We start from the raw sequence: 17,355 nt of genomic DNA, 5'->3' as shown, positions 1-17,355 counted from the left end.
GATTAGTAGTTTGAAAATAGGGAGTGGGGAAGAGATATTTTCATACTTCGTTGTTAACGTTAGTTGATAGAGACTGTCTCTGAAATTTCTGAGTGCTATAAATCGGCACTCAGACTTGACGCTGATGCAGATACATAACGGTTCTCGGTTGCAGTACATAGAGTTTTGACCTCACTTCCATTCCTCTCCCCTAAAAGGGGAGAGGCTTTGAATCTTACTCCCCTTCCCTTGTAGGGAAGGGGCTGGGGGTTAGGTTTTGTATTAATTTAAGTGAAAACCGCCGTACTTTATAGGTATGTGCAAAAACTTTACAAATGCACCAAAGGATTCACATCAGACATAATTTAAAATTGCAAATTCACAATTTTTATTACTTACCAGCCTTTTTCTGTGCTGACATTATCTTTTGTGACCAACTTAACTGGAATCAAAATGGTAGAACTAGTTGGTTTTTTCCCATTTAAGATGTCGTTACCAACCTGAACTGCTTTTTCGGCCATCCCTCGCGGATTTTGAGTAGCAGTTGCCGCATATAAACCATCTTTAGCAGCGATCGCAGTTATTGCTTCTGGCGCACCATCAACCCCGACAATAAAGAAATCTTTACGTTGTGCTTGATTAGCTGCTAGTTCTGCGCCGACTCCACTCGGATCATTGATGGCAAAAACAGCATCAATTTTCGGAAAGGTTGTGAGCAAATCAGTCATAACTCTGAGTCCTCCATCCCGACTACCTTCTGCATTCTGGTTTTTAGAAAGGATTTTGATATCGGGATATTTAGATAATACATTCTCGCAGCCACTAACTCGCTGAATCACTGAGTCCACTGGCGGCCCGTTAACTATTACTACATTGCCTTTCCCTTTGAGGCGGTCAGCAATATATTTGCAACTAACTTCTCCAGCTTGGACATTATTAGTAGTAATGGTGGCATCCACACCTCCTTCAGCACCAGTATCTACTGCAATGACAATTCTGCCTGCAAGTTTCGCTTTTTCAATTGCTGGCTTAATGCCACTTTTATCAGCAGCATTTACGATAATTATATCAGTATTGGCAGCAGTAAAGTTTTCAATTTGATTGGCTTGTTGGTTGAGGTCGTAGGCACTGGAAACTACGCTAACATTGACATCCTTACCGCCAATTTTCTTCGCCTCTGCCTCAGTTGCTTGTCCCATGAGCACGAAGAAAGGATTACTTAAATCACCAACAGTGAAGGCAACTGATCGTAATTTTGTATTCCCAGTGGCAGTCTTATTCTCTGCACTTATATTCGTAGCCGGTTTGGTATCAGTGTTAGTAGCAGTGTTGCGATCAGCAGAACCATTTGTACAGCCAACAAGACTACCACTAATAATACCTAGTAGGCTAGCTGCGATTACGCGAAGCGTAACACCAGAAGTGAACGTAATCTTTTTCACATTCATATATCTCCTAAAACTCATTCTTACTTACACCAAATTTTGAACCGAGTGTGTCCTAATTACGAATTAGTATTACCAACCTTTGTAGTTGCTCAGATTCTCTCTAGTAACCAAGTTGACTGGAATTAGAATGTTAGATGAGTCGGGTTTTTTCCCCTGAATGATATCGTTGCCAATCTGAACCGCTTTTTGGGCCATTCCTGCGGGATTTTGAGCAGCAGTTGCAGCAAATAGACCATCTTTATCTTCCATTGCTTTGGTTGCATCTGGTGAACCGTCAACCCCAACAATAAAAAATTCTTTACGTCTTGCTTGTCTAGCTGCTAAATCTGCGCCCACACCGCTTTGATCGTTAGTGGCAAAAACGGCATCAATTTTGGGAAAGGTTGTGAGTAAATCGCTCATGACTCTCAGTCCTCCATCCCTAGTCCCTTCAGCGTTTTGCTCTTTAGAGATGAGTTTAATATTCGGATATTTGGACAATGACTTCTCGCAGCCACTGACTCGCTGATTGATTGAGTCCATCGGAGTCCCGTTGAGAATGACTACACTACCTTGACCTTTGATGCGATCGGCTATATATTGGCAACCAATCTCTCCCGCTTGGGTATTGTTGGAGCTAATCATCGCATCCACATCTGCATCAACGGCTGAATCTACTGCAATGACAATTTTACCTGCAAGCCTTGCTTGGTCAATAACTGGTTTAACTCCTTTTTTGTCAACAGCGCTGAGGATAATTAGGTCAGTATTTGCAGCCGTAAAATTTTCGATTTGATTGGTTTGTTGGTTCAGGTCAAAAGCACTGGAAACCGCACTAACTCTGATATTATCCCCGATTTTCTTGGCTTCTGTCTCAGCCCCCTTCTGCACTGCATTATAAAAGGGATTGCCCAAGTCACCAAGAGCAACACCGATTGTTTGCAATTTTCTATTTGGAGTACTAACCTGACTCTTTGCACTTATATTAGTAGCGGTGTTAGTAGTATTAGTAGCAGTGTTGTCATTTTGAGCGCCATTTGTGCAACCAACAACCGCGAAACCTAATATCCCAACTATGAGCGCAATTCTCTTCATATTCATTTATTTCTAACAACGGATTTAAATTTGATTCAAAAAGGTCAGTAGAATATAAATTTGCCAATTTATCACAATATTAGCTAGGTCTGAAAACTTCAGATATAACCTAGCAGTACTGCTGCTTTTGGCAATTCCAACTCATCTCAAAGGTCTTATATTGTTACCTGATTGGAGTTAGCGCTATTAATTCCCCTAAATTTAAATGTTTTGTTTTTTAAAGCAAAACTATGAGCACTACACTACGTCAAAAACTCACATGTTTTTGTGAAATTAAATTTGGAAGTGCGTAGGCGAAAAACAGCTTTTAACTAAAATTAGTAGAGCCTGGTCTTAAATCTTGTCAAAGTTGTGAGTTTGTATTTGGTTTAGACATTAATTTTAGTTTAACCTGCATTATTCCAAATATGATCCCCGTTTATCGAACTTTACAAAGTCAAAGAAGTTATTTCATTGTTACAAAATATTCCGCTCGGTTTAGGCTTGCTGAAGAGTTGTAATTCATCATTAGAAAAAGTAACCCCAATCAGTTCTAATATCTGTAGGGTATTTTTTAAATTCTTTGCTTTTGCAAATGGTAGAGATTTATAATTTTAAGGTTCTGGGTAAGTATTTTGCCACTAAATCTTCATAGTAAGGCTTTAATTTTTGCCAATCTGGAGGATTAGGGTTCTTTGAATATAAATCGTAGGGATTGAATAATTTCACCCATTTAAACATTTCTTTATCGTGTTTATCCATCAAATATTCGTAAGCATTTTCGCGATGTTGAGGATAAAATGAGTGATAGCGGAGGATGTACAATGCAGATTCGGGCAAATAGTTTTTCATTATGTAATATACATACTCATCATGTCCCCATGACATGTGTACATTACTCAAACCACAATTCGGTTCGTAAATACCATATGTAGTGTTATATAGAGGGTTATTGTAATCAGGGTTTTCTTGGAAAAATTCTGAGAAAACAATTTTATCAGAAAATGCACAACCCACAGGATAGGTATCGCCTACTGTGGCCCATTGGGGTTCACCAAATAAGCAAAGTACCTTCCCCATATCGTGAAATAAGCCAGTAAGTACCATCCAGTCTGGGTGATTATCAGCGCGAATCGCTTCTGATGTTTGCAATAGATGCTGTAACTGATCTAAGTCTGTATCAGGATCGGAATCATCAACCAATTGATTCAAAAATTCTAATGCATCCCAAACAGACATTTCTTTCTTATCCAACTTCAGAAAGTGTTCTTTTTTCTCTAATACAAAATCATACGTTTGATTAATATGATTTAACCGATAGAACTCTTTCACCGTCTCTCTAGTAGGCGCTTCGTAATTCCTATACTCTTGGGTAGTTTTACCTTCTTTAACGATGCTGTCTGGGTCTGGATAGCGATTAAGTAAGTCTTTTTCCCATTCTTCTAGGGAATGTAAAGGATTGTTTTGAGCTTGAGCAATTGCATTATTTAGAGTTTGAGACATAACTTTTTACTTGTCGATATTGATTTGTTAAATGGGACTTTATTTTATGTACAGGTATGCAAAAACTGTATTGAACTTATCCTTGCACACCTGTGCATAAATGTGTGTTAAGTTTCATTTCGTCTTTGATGTTTTCATAGAAGCGTGATTAATCTTAATCTTACGGTTGTTACCAATAAGCTAAATTCCCAAAGCCGTTCTAATGTTTTGGACAATTACCTGTGGTGGTTGTGCAACATCCATAGATATGGTATCCAATGGTTCTTCAAGAGTATAAAACTGGCTGTTAAGCAGTTTTTCGCTCATGTAATGATTGCGACGCTCTTGCAACCGCATTTGAATCAACTCATAAGACCCTTTGAGGTAAACTAGCTTGATGCGAACGCTATCCAATAGCAAAAATTGCCGATAGCTGTTTTTTAAAGCCGAACACGCCAGCACCACATTTTGATTTTCTTCCAGCCAGTGTTTAATAGCTGTTTGCAAATCTTGCAACCAAGGCATCCTGTCAGCTTCACTCAGAGGGATACCGCGCTGCATTTTCTCAACATTCTCTGGCGAGTGGAAAGCATCAGCGTCGCTAAACTCCCATTCTAACGAGTCTGCTAGCAGTTTTCCGATGGTGGTTTTACCAGAACCGGAGACACCCATTACGATAATAATCATTGACTGCTTGCTCATATTTTTCTTAAGAAAAGTTAAGTTATTCAAACGGAGGCAGAATTCACGACTCATGACTCCTTTCCATTAAAAAGGGAGTTGTATTAAATCTCTTGACAAATAATGATTATTTTCTATAATACATATTAATGCACAGGTGTGCATTAATATAAAAACATTAAAATAAAAAATGAATAAACGAAGAATTTCAATTGAAGATATTGCTCAAAGAGCAGGTGTTTCTCATTCTACAGTTTCACGCGCTTTGCGAGATAACCCTCTAATTAGTCCGAAAGTGCGAGAAGAAATTAAACGACTGGCGCAGGAGATGAGCTATGTGCCGAACGCTATTGCTCAAAGCTTACAAAATAAACGTACTAATAGCATTGGTGTAGTGGTGACTTCTATCGCAGATCCCTTTTTCGCTGAGGTAGTAGAGGGAATTGAGAAGATAGCTAGACCGGCAGGTTTGAGTGTTTTGTTAAGTGCTTCCCACCGAAATTTTGAGGAAGAAATAGCAGCTATTGATACTTTTCATCGCCGCCGGGTGGACGGGATCTTAGTAGCGGACTCACGAATTAGTAAACAGCATACCAAACAACTAACGCAAATTGCTGTGCCAACAGTTTTGATTAATAGCCAGACTGAAGATCAATCAGAAATATTTCACTCAGTAGCAATAGACGATCGCTTAGGTGCTAAATTAGCCGTAGAGCATCTCATAAGTCTGGGACACACCGCTATTGGTTATCTGGGTGTGGGCGATCGCAGCAGGTCAAACCAGCAGCGCCTGGAAGGATATGGAATGGCTCTTGCTGAAGCTGGTCTACCACAAAATACTGATTGGGTTGCAATTAGTGATGAGGATGATACCAGAATCAGCGATGTTGCTACCGGACAAAATATGCTTTCTAAATTATTAACTGCTGAAGTTACAGGCATATTTTGTTACAACGATATGGTGGCGATTGGCGCTCTATTAGCCTGCCAAGAACTAGGTATTTTAGTACCGCGAAGTTTAAGCCTTGTCGGATTTGATGGTATTGCTTTGGGCTGTTATGTTACGCCAGCACTGACCACAGTCAGCCAGCCAATGTTAGAAATTGGTGGCTATGCCATGCAAATGTTACTCGATTTATTAGAAGAAAAAACTGTAGAAAACCGCGTTTTATCTCCTTTTCTAGTACAGCGTGGTAGTAGTGCAGCATTAGAGTAATTTTCAGGTATTTAGACCACGACTGAGATGGGGAGTGGGGAGTGGGAAGTAGTAATTTGAAAAAATTTTAATCAAACAAAAATTATGTTAACTAAAAAACCGAGTTTATCTCCCGATCGCTGCTTTTCTCCAGAACCAGTTCAAAGACGACTAGCCCATGAATTTTTCGATAGCATATCTGCGCTACCCTTAGTCTGCCCACACGGGCACGTAGATCCAGCCTTATTAGCTAATCCAGTAGCCCGTTTTGGTTCACCGACGGAATTACTGATTATTCCTGATCACTACCTTTTGCGTATGCTCTATAGTCGGGGTGTACCTCTGCAAGCTTTGGGCATACCTACCAGTGATGGTTCACCACCAGAAACTGACCACCGCAAAATCTGGCAATTGTTCGCCGAACATTTTTATCTATTCCAGGGTACTCCCTCTGGGTTGTGGTTGAAAGATGAACTAACAAACGTCTTTGGTGTCGATGAACCTTTAAACTCTGGCAATGCCGGACATATCTATGATTACCTGGAAGGTTTGTTAGCTTTGCCTCAGTTCTCCCCTCGTGCTTTATTCAAACGCTTTAACATCGAAGTGCTTTGTACTACCGATGCAGCCAGTGATAACCTAGAGAATCAGCGATCGCTCCACGAATCAGGTTTTACTCAAATCAGACCAACTTTCCGACCAGATGCAGTCGTTAACCTCGATGCTCCTGGTTGGCGCGAAAATCTGACCAAATTGGAAAGCACTGTCGGTAGAGAAATTAATACTTACGCTGCTTTTGTGCAAGCTTTAGAAGAACGTCGAGCTTTCTTTAAAAAAATGGGCGCGACAGCTACCGATCAAGGTGCAGCTACACCTTATACCACACGCCTTTCTGACCAAGAAGCAGAAGCTATCTTTGCTAGAGCATTAACCGGCAAGTTGAATCCAGGTGATGTAGAACATTTTACCGGTCATATGTTCATGGAAATGGCGCGGATGAGTGTGGAAGATGGCTTGGTGATGCAAATGCATTGTGGTGTTATGCGTAACCATAACCCGGCTTTATTTAAGCTGTTTGGATCTGATAAAGGTGCTGATATTCCGCTAAAAATAGAATGGACTCAAAATCTGCGCCCGTTGTTATCAGCTTACGGTAATGATCAGCGTTTCCACTTAATCATTTTTGGCATGGATGAAAGCACCCTAAGCCGGGAGATGGCTCCGTTAGCTGGTCATTATCCTACCATACTGCTCGGGCCACCTTGGTGGTTTCACGACAGCGTAAATGGCATGGAGCGCTATTTCAATCAGGTAATGGAAACTGCTGGACTTTATAATACTGCTGGGTTTAATGATGATACACGGGCTTTCGTTTCTATTCCGGCTCGTCACAATGTCTGGCGGCGAGTAGCTTGTAACTGGTTAGCTGGATTGGTAACGCGTGGATTGGTTGAGGAGGAGGAAGGGTATGATATGGCTCGCGCTTTGGCTTATGACCTTGCTAAGGTTGCTTACAAATTGGACTAAGGACTAGAAATTGAGGGGGGAATTTTAACGCAAAGGAGCGCAGAGGGAAGCGCAGAGGGGCGCGGAGGTACGGAGAGGTACGGAGAGAATAATGAAATAATGTTGTACTAAGTAGGGGAGTCGTTGATGCCAGACTGGATTTTAAATAAACTTTTTGGCTTGAAAGAGCAGGTAGCAGTAGTCACAGGCGGTTCTGGTGTGCTTGGTGCGGCTATGGCAAAGGGTTTGTCCCTTGCTGGTGCGCGAGTCGCCGTTTTGGGTCGCAATGAAGTACGGGCGGGTGCGGTAGTGGCTGAAATTACTGCTAATGGTGGAGAAAGTATGGCTGTGGTAGCAGATGTTAGCGATCGCTCTCAATTAGAAATAGCTAGGGCTGCTATTATACAGCGTTGGGGTAATATAGACATCTTAGTAAATATGGCTGGTGGTAATATTCCTGCTGCCACAATTACTGCTGATGCTACTATTTTTGATATGCCACACGCAGCTTTTGAGGAAGTAGTTAGCCTCAACTTACTCGGTACTTTACTGCCTAGCCAAGTTTTTGGTCAAGCAATGGTGGAAAGAAATCAGCCCCACGGTTGTATTGTGAATATTTCTTCCATGTCTGCCATTCGGGTGATTAGCCGCGTGGTTGGCTACTCAGCCGCTAAAGCGGGGATAGATAACTTTACTCGCTGGCTAGCGGTAGAACTCGCCCAAAAGTATGGTGATGGACTGCGAGTAAATGCGATCGCGCCAGGTTTTTTTATTGGAGAGCAAAATCGAGATTTACTCTTAAATCCAGATGGAAGCTTGACTATACGCGGACAAAAAATTATTGACCATACCCCCGCCGGACGTTTTGGAAAACCGGAGGAATTACTCAGTACTTTAATTTGGTTATGTAGTTCTGGTTCTAGTTTTGTCAACGGGGTAGTTGTGCCGGTAGACGGTGGATTTAGTATCTACAGTGGAGTTTAATAATGTATTCACTGGCTATAACTAACGGAACACTTTCAGATGAGCAAGTTTGTGATCTAGTTCATCAAGCTTTGGCAGACCCTAAGTTGGATGGACAGCGCATCTTAATATTAATTCCAGATGGCACCCGCACTGCTCCTATACCTCAAATGTTTCGATTGCTTCATCAGGAGTTGGGTAAAAGGGTTGCGGCTCTGGATTTTTTGATCGCTCTGGGTACACATAATCCCATGAGCCAAGAACAAATCAATCACTTGGTAGGAGTGACACCAGAGGAGCGAGAGACAACTTTTAAAAAAGTTCGCATCTTTAACCACCTTTGGAATCAGCAGGATACCTTTATTTCTTGTGGCGTAATTTCGGCAGATGAGATTGCAGACATCAGCCGGGGAATGCTACATCAAGCAGTTGAAGTGCGTGTTAACAAACTGGTAACAGAATACGATCTAATAATGATTTGCGGCCCGGTGTTTCCCCACGAAGTTGTCGGTTTTTCTGGTGGAAATAAATACTTTTTTCCCGGTATTGGTGGTCAAGAAGTAATTGATTTATCACACTGGTTGGGTGCTTTAATCACCTGTTACGAAATTATTGGTACACCGGGAATAACACCAGTTCGACGCTTGATTAACCGAGCCGCTAGCCTGATTTCTACCCCGAAGCTTTGCCTAGCGATGGTGGTTGCCCCAAAAACGAATCAGCTAGCTGGACTATATATAGATAAACCAGAGTCAGCCTGGGAAGGTGCTGCAAAATTATCAGCCAAACTGCATATTCAATATGTAGATCAGCCGTTTAAACAAGTGCTTTCGGTAATGCCCCAAATGTATGACGACATTTGGACAGCAGCTAAAGGAATGTACAAGCTAGAGCCAGTAGTGGCCGACAAAGGTGAAGTAATTATATATGCTCCTCATATTACCGAGTTTAGCTATACACACGGCGAAATCCTAGCCCAAATTGGCTATCATGTGCGAGATTACTTCCTCAAACAGTGGGATAAATTCCAAGCCTATCCCGGTGGAGTGCTGGCTCATAGTACTCACTTAAAAGGTATGGGTACTTTTGATCCGATACAAGGGGAACAAGCGCGGATTCGCGTCACTTTAGCTACTGGTATTTCTGCTGAACGCTGTGCTGCTCATAACTTGAACTATCGTGATCCGGCTACTATTCTACCCACTGAATGGGCTAACCGTGAGCATGAAAGTATCTTGCTTGTGCCCAAGGCTGGCGAAATACTGTACCGTGTCAAAGCCAGTTACCAACTAAAACATAAGGTGCCCAGTAACCAGGACGACTGTAATTAGGATAATCTTTTAACAACTTTACTTGGGCACGACGCAAAGCTTCAGCCTTTGTCACTTTAGTTTTAACTAACTCACGATAAAATTCACCAATTAAGATCGCAGTAGATTTATCGCTGATATGCCACAGTGAAGCCAAAGTACTACGGGCACCAGCTTTTACGGATGCTCCTGCTAGCCCTAACGTGGCGCGATTGTCACCAGCAGCAGTTTCGCAAGCACTCAAAACCAGCATTTCCAAGGCTTCTGAGCGAGTATCATCCCGACGGCGCAGCAAGCTATCAAATTGCGTGACGTTGATCGGCCCATCAGCAGCAAGTATAAAAGTATTCTCAGCACTGGAGCTAAATTGACCGTGGGTTGCCAGATGTAACACATTAAATGGCACGGTATTGACCTTACTCTCTAGGTTTTTGCTGTTAAAGTCCCGATCTAGTAACTTGGTGGTAGATGCGATCGCTTGAGAAATAGAGTTGAATTCTGATTTAATTTCTGGTAACGGTGGAAATTCCTGTTGAAAGTTTTGTGGTGGTTGCACTAACCCGGCAGCTAGGACATTGAGTTTTGTTTCTGTTAAAGGTTTGGGTGCAAGTAACTGGAGTCCCAAGCTGAGTCCTACAGCATATTTTTCTACCAGATATTGCTGACCGTCATACAGTATAGCCATTGGCACGTTTCGCAATATTCCATCCAGTACAAATACAAGGGTTTTGACTCCACTTTCTTTTAAATCTGACTCAATTTCTTTGATTAACCACCCATAGACTTCTTGTGAGAGCGCCTGTACTTCCTCAGTCCTATCAGGTTCTAAAAGATACTCTCTAAGTTGTCTTAGAGTACCTTCTACTTCCTTCTGTGACTTATTTACTGTATAATTACGCAGTGTATGTTTAGGAATTTTGACAATCACTTGCAGTTGAGAAGGCAGAATAATTGGATAAATGATTGCGGCTGTAGGATTATCTTTATCTACCACTGTGTCAAGCAAAACAGTTTTGGCATTAATGCAAGCTTCCCGGAAAAAGTCGTCTAATGCCGCCAGTTGCAGTGCTTCAATCCTCTGTCTAGCTTTGTCTAGGGTTGCTTCGCTCGGATCAGTTTGCTGAAACTGTAACAGTAATTCTACTGACTCTCGATATACAGGTTCTACACTTTCTTTAAAGGAAAACTGGACATCTCGATTCACAACAACTAAATCACTACGCAGAGTCTGCAATTCACTGACCGCAGTATCATAGGCGGCAATAGCGCCTTTAATCTCTCCCTGCTGTTTTAACAAGCGTCCCAATTGCCAATGCCAACGATAAGCGATATCTGGGGCGTTGATTGTTTGGGCTATGATCAGTGCCTGTTGGGTGAGGTTCTGGGCAATTGTCCATTGTTTAGTTTGCTCGTATACGCTGCCCAGAGTCCCAACGGCAAAGCTCTCGGCTCGCTGATCTGCCAAATTTTGAGCTTGTTTCAAGGCTGTGGCGCAGATTTGAGCGATCGCTTGAGGTGTAGTTCCAAATTTCATCAAGCTTTGAGCTAGATTAATCTGGGCATAGATAGTTGTCACAGATGGAGGTAGTTGTGCCAGTTGAGTTTGAATTTGCGGGAATAGTGTCTGCGCGGCTGGTGTTTGTCCCATGTTCACTAGCAAGCTCAACTGATTTATTTCAGCCTGAACTTTGCTAATCGGGTTAGGAGCGATCGCACCAGCTTGTTGATAGAATTCTATTGCCCCTTTAAAATCTTGCTGTACTTGTGCTGTATTGCCTAAACTGAACAAAGCAGCGCTCACATCCTGGGGAGAATCCAATTTTTGGGCAATTGACAAACTTTGCTGTAATACCTGACGCGATTGTTTCAAATCTCCGGCTAATTGTAGAGCATCGCCAAAAGACCGTAATTCTACTGCTTTTATGATAGAGTTAGGTTTTAATTGTGACTGCTGCTGCAATTGAGTTAAGATTGTCAAACCCCGACGGTAAAATCCTAAAACTTGCCATGCTTGTGCTTGATTGATGCGATCGCGGTTAATGCCATTTTGATCACCTAATTGCTTATAGCTTACTTCTGCACGTTGCCAGGTGTTAAGTGCCTGTTCAGCTTGTCCCAAGTCTAGCTGAATACTACCTTGAATATCCAGAATTGGAGCCAAAACCTGAAGATTTTGGGAATTAGAGGATTTTTCGAGCAACTTCAAGCTATCTGTAATTGCCTGTTGCGCTGGTGGCAAATTACCCATTTTTTGATATGCCAACGCCAAATTACTTAATGCTACAGCTTGCCGCAATTCATTGCCTTGGCTGCCATAACTTTTAACTGCTTGTTGCAAAACTTTAACTGCTTCTGCAAACTGTCCTGTCTCATATAGCACTTTACCCTGTTGCAACAAGTCTTGTGTTAGTGCAGTCGGATTTTGGATTGACACTCCAAGAGTTGCGATATGTTGTGGGGAGCATCTCAGTTTTGCAAACATACCAGATGAGAAACAAGATTCCTGCTCCCTCTCCTTACCAACGAAAGGGTTGGGGTGAGATTTTACAAGGCTTTTTACGAAAGTGAAATGCTCCCTATGTTGTGTCTGTACAGTTGCAGCAACAGGAAAAGTAATAACGCACAAAAAAGCTGTCGCTAGAACCAAGAGAATGAAAACAGGCAAGTCATGGATTTTAAAAGGACGAATGAACCATCTGTTACCCATGCGTTGCCACTGATTGTTTTTATGAATCTTCGGTTTCATGGGAATTCCTCCCCATACTCTTGGGGTAACGAATTATTGATTACAGGAAATCGCAGAGGGAATAAAAGAACTTTGCCCAGATTGAGCCACAAGGATAATATTACCGTTAGCATCGACAATCCATCCTTGAGCCTCCACAATCTTATTAGTAGATTTGGTCACAGATGTAGTAGGTTTTTTATCCGTGACTCTCTCTGTTGCTTGTGAGGGCAAATCTACCCAACCTGTAATCACTGCTCGTCCCCGCAGAGGCTCGTTGGGGCTAAGGGGTAATCCACCGCGTCCTGTGGCGATAAAATGACTGGCGTTTTTTCCTCTTCTGGAAGTGCAACCTTGGGTGATTTGTTGGGATGCCTCCACGACGTTAGAGGGTAGTTGAATTAAGCCGTGACTAGGGTCAGTACCCAGAGTTTTGATAGTTACCTCCCCACTCACTCCCAATTCCGAACTTGCTGTAATGTCGCTCTTTCCGGTTGGACTTTTTTGGGGCACAATACCGAAAAGCCCGTCTGTTGTAATGTAAACTCTACCACCTATACCAGTGAAGGCGTTAGCGCTGATATCGCTGTTTTCGTTGGGGACGGCGATAATGAAGGGGGTATTGATGGTGATGTTACCGCCATCGCCACCGAATTCGTGATTCCCGGCAGTAGTGGAAATTTGACTGTTGCGGCGTAGTAGCAGCATATCCTGCACCGTTAGCGCAATATTACCACCTTGACCGCTGTTTGCTATTGCCGAGAGGAAAGCCTTATTGTCCAGGGTGAGAAAGCCTGCTTGTACCTGTAGGCTGCCACCATTGCCGGTTCCTTGGCTATTTACGGCGACACCCGCTCCATCTGCGATCGCTAACCGCATAGGGTCAATGAAGATACTGCCGCCATTTCCACTAGAGCCAGTCGCGGTGTTGGCAAATAACCCGGCTTGTGGGCCAACAGGATCAATTGTAGCCAAGGCTTCCTCCTCACCAAAAACTTTAGCAACAGAGTTAAAGCGATCGCTGAAAGTGGAATCACTGCCTGAAATAGTGCTGCGATCTTTTACTTTGACGGTGATGTTACCTGCATCGCCGCTGTTGAAAGCAGTGGTAAGAAATTGCCCACCACCTATTACTTCAAGGACATTAGCATTAACAGTGATATTACCACCCTTGAAGCCGCTTTGGCTGCGGGCGCTCAAAACCGCCCCATCTGATACATGTAAGATACCAGTAGTGACCTCCAGTTCACCACCTTGTCCACTGGCTCCTTTGTCGGTGGACGTAAACAACCCACTAGAGAATCCGCCTGCACGACCATCTTCAAGGACTGGGAACGAAGCAACTCCGGAGAGTTCAACAGAATCTGTTGCATCGACCAGAATATTTCCTGCATTTCCCTGTCCTTGAGTGCTAGCAGCTAGTTCAGCGCCACCCGTTACAGAAAAAGACCGGGATGAGATGTTGATGTCACCACCCTTGCCTACTGCTCCAGGGTTTACAGTACTGAGGATGCGACTACTACTGCCTGCCATAGAAACCGAATCTTTCGCTTGGACAAATACGCTACCAGCATTCCCTTGTCCACCAGTACTAGTTTCCAGTTGAGCACCATTGCTCAAAAAGAGCGAGTCAGCACTAATATGGATCTCGCCACCCTTGCCTACTGCTCCAGGGTTTACAGTACTGAGGATACTAGTGCCACTGCCTGCCAGAGAAACCGAATTTTTCGCTTGGACAAATACGCTACCAGCATTCCCTTGTCCATCAGTACTAGTTTCCAGTTGAGCACCATTAGTTAAAAAGAGTGAGCCAGCAGTAATATTGATATTGCCACCCCTACCATTACCCAGAATTCCTTGATCTGGTATCACTCCCAAAAATCCGAAAGCCTCGGCCTGGCTAGCTGATAACGCTCCCACCCCGCTGTAAACGCTGCTTGGTACAGGGATACCACTTATTTCCCACGCACCGTCCAATAAAACTGCACCATCAGCTTTAATAGTTACGTTTCCTGCATTCCCCTGTCCACCAGTGAAAGTACTCAATTGAGCGCCATTGGTTAGAGAAAATGAACCTGCGGTGATATTGATGTCGCCACCATTGCCAATGCCCACACTTCCTGGAGTTGCTACTGCTATCACCCCACTGTAAGCCCCGCTAAGTATAGGAAAGCCATCTATTACCCGCACACCGTCAAAGGAAACTGCACCATCAGCTTTAATCGTCACATTTCCTGCATTCCCCTGTCCATAAGTTGCAGTAACTAGATCAGCGCCATCAGTTAGGGAAAGCGAGTCGGCGGTGATATTGATGTCGCCCCCCCTTCCTACTCCGAAAACATTGCTATAGATGAAGCTGCCACTTGCAAGGGAGACTCTACCCGATGCCTGTACAAATACGCTGCCTGCATTCCCTTTTCCAAGGATGTTGGTAAGTAGACCAGCTCCATCAGTTAAGGAAAATGTCTTAGCTTTAATATTAATATCGCCACTATTGCCGGCTGCTCCACTATCTACACTGTTGAGCATACTGCTATTTGTGAGAGAAACCGAGTCCGACGCTTGCACAAAAATGTTGCCACCATTCCCCTGTCCAGAGGTACTGGCATTCAGAAAAGCACCATTAGTTAAGGAGAGTGACCCAGCTGTGATATTGATATCACCACCATTGCTGCCGACTACTTGTTTTGTTACATTGCTGCCAATAAAGCTATTGTTTGCCAGAGAGACTCTACCCAAAGCTTGCACAAATACGTTACCGGCATTCCCCCGTCCATATGTGCTGACAAACAAAGAAGCGCTATCACTTAGAGAAAGCGCCCCAGTAGTAATATTAATCTCACCACCATTGCCGACCCCTTCATTTTCTACACTGCTGGCAATGAAGCTATTGATCAGAGAAACCGAGTCAGAGGCTTGCACAAATATGCTACCTGCTTTTCCTCGTCCTAAGGTGCTAGCAATTAGTTGGCCATCAGTTAAGGAAAGTGTCTTAGCTTTAATATTGATATCGCCACCATTGCCGGCTGCTCCACTATCTACACTGCTGAGGATGTTGCTATTTGTGAGTGAAACCGAGTCAGACGCCTGCACAAATACGCTGCCGGCATTCCCCTGTCCATGTATGCTGCTATTCAGTTGAGCGCCATCAGCAAGTGACAGGGAAGTAGCATTGATATCGATATTGCCACCCTTACCCACGCCTCCTGCTTCCACTGTGCTGAAGATGACAGTTGATTGACCTGCAAGGGAAATAGCATTTTTTGCATTCACTGTCACATTCCCCGCATTTCCTTGTCCATAAGTTGAGGCAAGAAGTTTAGCGCCATCAGTAAGTGACAGGGAAGTAGCATTGATATCGATATTGCCACCATTACCCACGCCTCCTGCTTGCACTGTGGTGAAGATGTCAGCATCTGCAAGGGAAACAGCATTTTTTGCATTCACTGTCACATTCCCCGCATTTCCTTGGCCATAAGTTAATGCTTGCAGTTGAGCGCCATCAGTAAGTGACAGGGAAGTAGCATTAATATCGATATTGCCAGCCTTACCCACGCCTCCTGCTTGCACTCTGCTAAAGATGTCAGCATCTGCAAGGGAAACAGCATTTTTTGCATTCACTGTCACATTCCCCGCATTCCCCTGTCCATAAGTTAATGCTTGCAGTTGAGCGCTATCTTGTAATGAGAAGTCACCAGAATCGATAGTTATGTTACCTCCATTGCCTTTTGATCCCAAGCCCACTAAATTGCGAATTCTGCTCCCAGAACCAGCAACTTTGATTTCTCCAGTCCCATTAACCGTAATATCCCCAGCAACAGTTTCAGGTGTACCCAACCCTTGCCCAATACCAGCAGAAAGGATACTTCCACCTAATATGTCTACATTTCGGGCATTGATTGCAATATTACCGCCGCCACTAGCACCAGTGACAAATACACCTGCTTGATTGGTAAGCGATATATCTGAACGAGTCACATTAAGAGGAAATTTCAAGCTGAGATTATCTCCATTAAAAAGAAGATTGACATTTCCAGGTGCTGCTAACCCCCCTAATTCAACTCTCCCACCATAAGCATTTAACTTGCCGCCATCCATGCTGACATTACCGCCCACTAGCAACAAACTTTTTCCATCAGGTACTCCTAAACCAATTACTGGAAAACCTGATGGGTCTATTCCTGCTGGTGCAATTGACCTGTTTTGAATGCTACCAGCCTGAAGTTGGTTAAAAAACAACGCCGAAGGATTAACTGTTAGTAATGCAGAAGGAATCTGAGGATTAGTTGCACTAAATTCCAATCCATCACCAAACACAAATGAGTTCGCCGTAGTCGCTATAAAGGAACCGCTCACATCCAAACGCGCATTCTGTCCAAAAATGATGCCATTGGGATTGAGAAAAAACAAATTTGCACTACCATCTACCCCCAAAGTGCCGAGAATATTCGAGACGTTACTTCCCGTCACCCGTGTGAGGATATTGGAGATTCCCGTGGGATTGGCAAAATAAACACGCTGCAACTCCCCCACATTGAATTCCTGGAAACTCTGGAACAGGTTTGCACCGCGAATTGCTCCGCCATCAATCCGGTCAGCAGCACTACCTTTAATATTGACATTGGGAGTAATTTTTGGAGAGTTATTACCCAATGTTTTATCAGGGGTAATCTGGGCTAAAGCGTGATTTTCACAACAAAATATGACATGAGCAAGCACTCCAGTAATCCTAAAAACTCCTAATAAACCTGAGAGCCAATTCCTATTTCCACAAATTGCCATATCATAACCAGCCTCGCCTGCTCATTTCTTATCTGTGAATATGCAATCAATTTATTGATAAATTTTTCTACAATTAATTTCAGCAGATATTTGAACTATAGCAGTCCTAAATCATTTGTGAAATTTATATATCTCTTTTTTTTTCTTCCCTTTGCGTTCTTCTCTACAAAACTCTGCGCGAACGCGGTTCGTTTCCTTCTCTATATTTTTCACAACTCGTTTAGGATTGCT

10 protein-coding genes are annotated in these 17,355 nt (G+C 43.2%); 4 read left to right on the top strand and 6 right to left on the bottom strand.

What is annotated here, in order from left to right; genetic code table 11:
• Window positions 1-374: 374 nt before the first annotated feature.
• The 4 genes from PUQ00_RS02365 to PUQ00_RS02350 form a co-directional block, all read right to left on the bottom strand.
• Window positions 375-1,427, bottom strand: a complete 1,053-nt coding sequence (locus PUQ00_RS02365; protein WP_300412773.1) for an ABC transporter substrate-binding protein — start codon at window positions 1,425-1,427, stop codon at window positions 375-377.
• Window positions 1,428-1,496: 69 nt separating this feature from the next.
• A complete protein-coding gene (locus PUQ00_RS02360) occupies window positions 1,497-2,501 on the bottom strand; it encodes a substrate-binding domain-containing protein (RefSeq protein WP_300412771.1) in 1,005 nt (334 codons plus the stop codon).
• A 585-nt stretch (window positions 2,502-3,086) separates the two neighbouring features.
• Window positions 3,087-3,983, bottom strand: a complete 897-nt coding sequence (locus tag PUQ00_RS02355; RefSeq protein ID WP_300412769.1) for an inositol oxygenase family protein — start codon at window positions 3,981-3,983, stop codon at window positions 3,087-3,089.
• A gap of 180 nt (window positions 3,984-4,163) precedes the next feature.
• Window positions 4,164-4,649 (bottom strand): gluconokinase, encoded by a 486-nt coding sequence (locus tag PUQ00_RS02350; protein ID WP_300412767.1) that lies wholly within the window; start codon window positions 4,647-4,649, stop codon window positions 4,164-4,166.
• A gap of 184 nt (window positions 4,650-4,833) precedes the next feature.
• Here PUQ00_RS02350 and PUQ00_RS02345 point away from each other — a divergent pair, with 184 nt between their 5' ends.
• From PUQ00_RS02345 to PUQ00_RS02330, 4 genes are all read left to right on the top strand, one after another.
• On the top strand, window positions 4,834-5,859 hold the full coding sequence (locus tag PUQ00_RS02345; RefSeq protein WP_300412765.1) for a LacI family DNA-binding transcriptional regulator: 1,026 nt from the start codon (window positions 4,834-4,836) through the stop codon (window positions 5,857-5,859).
• A gap of 84 nt (window positions 5,860-5,943) precedes the next feature.
• Complete coding sequence (uxaC, locus tag PUQ00_RS02340; RefSeq protein ID WP_300412763.1) at window positions 5,944-7,365, top strand: glucuronate isomerase; 1,422 nt, start codon at window positions 5,944-5,946, stop codon at window positions 7,363-7,365.
• Between the two features lie 126 nt (window positions 7,366-7,491).
• Window positions 7,492-8,328 carry an SDR family oxidoreductase gene (locus PUQ00_RS02335; protein ID WP_300412761.1) on the top strand — a complete coding sequence of 279 codons (837 nt, stop codon included), beginning with the start codon at window positions 7,492-7,494 and terminating at the stop codon, window positions 8,326-8,328.
• 2 nt (window positions 8,329-8,330) lie between these two features.
• Entirely contained in the window at window positions 8,331-9,638 is a 1,308-nt protein-coding gene (locus PUQ00_RS02330) for a lactate racemase domain-containing protein (protein WP_300412759.1), read from the top strand.
• On the opposite strand, the gene PUQ00_RS02325 is transcribed toward PUQ00_RS02330, so the two are convergent.
• Together PUQ00_RS02325 and PUQ00_RS02320 are read right to left on the bottom strand one after the other, a co-directional pair.
• The gene (locus tag PUQ00_RS02325) at window positions 9,580-12,363 is read right to left on the bottom strand and encodes a CHAT domain-containing protein (protein WP_300412757.1); all 2,784 of its coding nucleotides are present in this window, start codon (window positions 12,361-12,363) and stop codon (window positions 9,580-9,582) included. The two genes, PUQ00_RS02330 and PUQ00_RS02325, sit on opposite strands and share 59 nt — an antisense overlap.
• Window positions 12,364-12,396: 33 nt before the next feature.
• A complete protein-coding gene (locus tag PUQ00_RS02320) occupies window positions 12,397-17,124 on the bottom strand; it encodes a filamentous hemagglutinin N-terminal domain-containing protein (protein ID WP_300412755.1) in 4,728 nt (1,575 codons plus the stop codon).
• Between the last annotated feature and the right edge of the window lie 231 nt (window positions 17,125-17,355).

The sequence above is a fragment of the Nostoc sp. S13 genome (assembly GCF_029379315.1).
GTDB lineage: Bacteria > Cyanobacteriota > Cyanobacteriia > Cyanobacteriales > Nostocaceae > Nostoc.
The sequence above is the reverse complement of the archived record's forward strand: the minus strand, read 5'-3'. Positions and strand labels throughout refer to the sequence as shown.

Bases quoted from the DNA above. Each gene is read 5' to 3' on its own strand.
- PUQ00_RS02360 (WP_300412771.1), bottom strand. From the start codon at position 2,501: ATGAAGAGAATTGCGCTCATAGTTGGGATATTAGGTTTCGCGGTTGTT.
- PUQ00_RS02325 (WP_300412757.1), bottom strand. From the start codon at position 12,363: ATGAAACCGAAGATTCATAAAAACAATCAGTGGCAACGCATGGGTAAC.
- PUQ00_RS02330 (WP_300412759.1), top strand. From the start codon at position 8,331: ATGTATTCACTGGCTATAACTAACGGAACACTTTCAGATGAGCAAGTT.
- PUQ00_RS02335 (WP_300412761.1), top strand. From the start codon at position 7,492: ATGCCAGACTGGATTTTAAATAAACTTTTTGGCTTGAAAGAGCAGGTA.
- uxaC (WP_300412763.1), top strand. From the start codon at position 5,944: ATGTTAACTAAAAAACCGAGTTTATCTCCCGATCGCTGCTTTTCTCCA.
- PUQ00_RS02345 (WP_300412765.1), top strand. From the start codon at position 4,834: ATGAATAAACGAAGAATTTCAATTGAAGATATTGCTCAAAGAGCAGGT.
- PUQ00_RS02365 (WP_300412773.1), bottom strand. From the start codon at position 1,427: ATGAATGTGAAAAAGATTACGTTCACTTCTGGTGTTACGCTTCGCGTA.
- PUQ00_RS02350 (WP_300412767.1), bottom strand. From the start codon at position 4,649: ATGATTATTATCGTAATGGGTGTCTCCGGTTCTGGTAAAACCACCATC.
- PUQ00_RS02320 (WP_300412755.1), bottom strand. From the start codon at position 17,124: ATGGCAATTTGTGGAAATAGGAATTGGCTCTCAGGTTTATTAGGAGTT.
- PUQ00_RS02355 (WP_300412769.1), bottom strand. From the start codon at position 3,983: ATGTCTCAAACTCTAAATAATGCAATTGCTCAAGCTCAAAACAATCCT.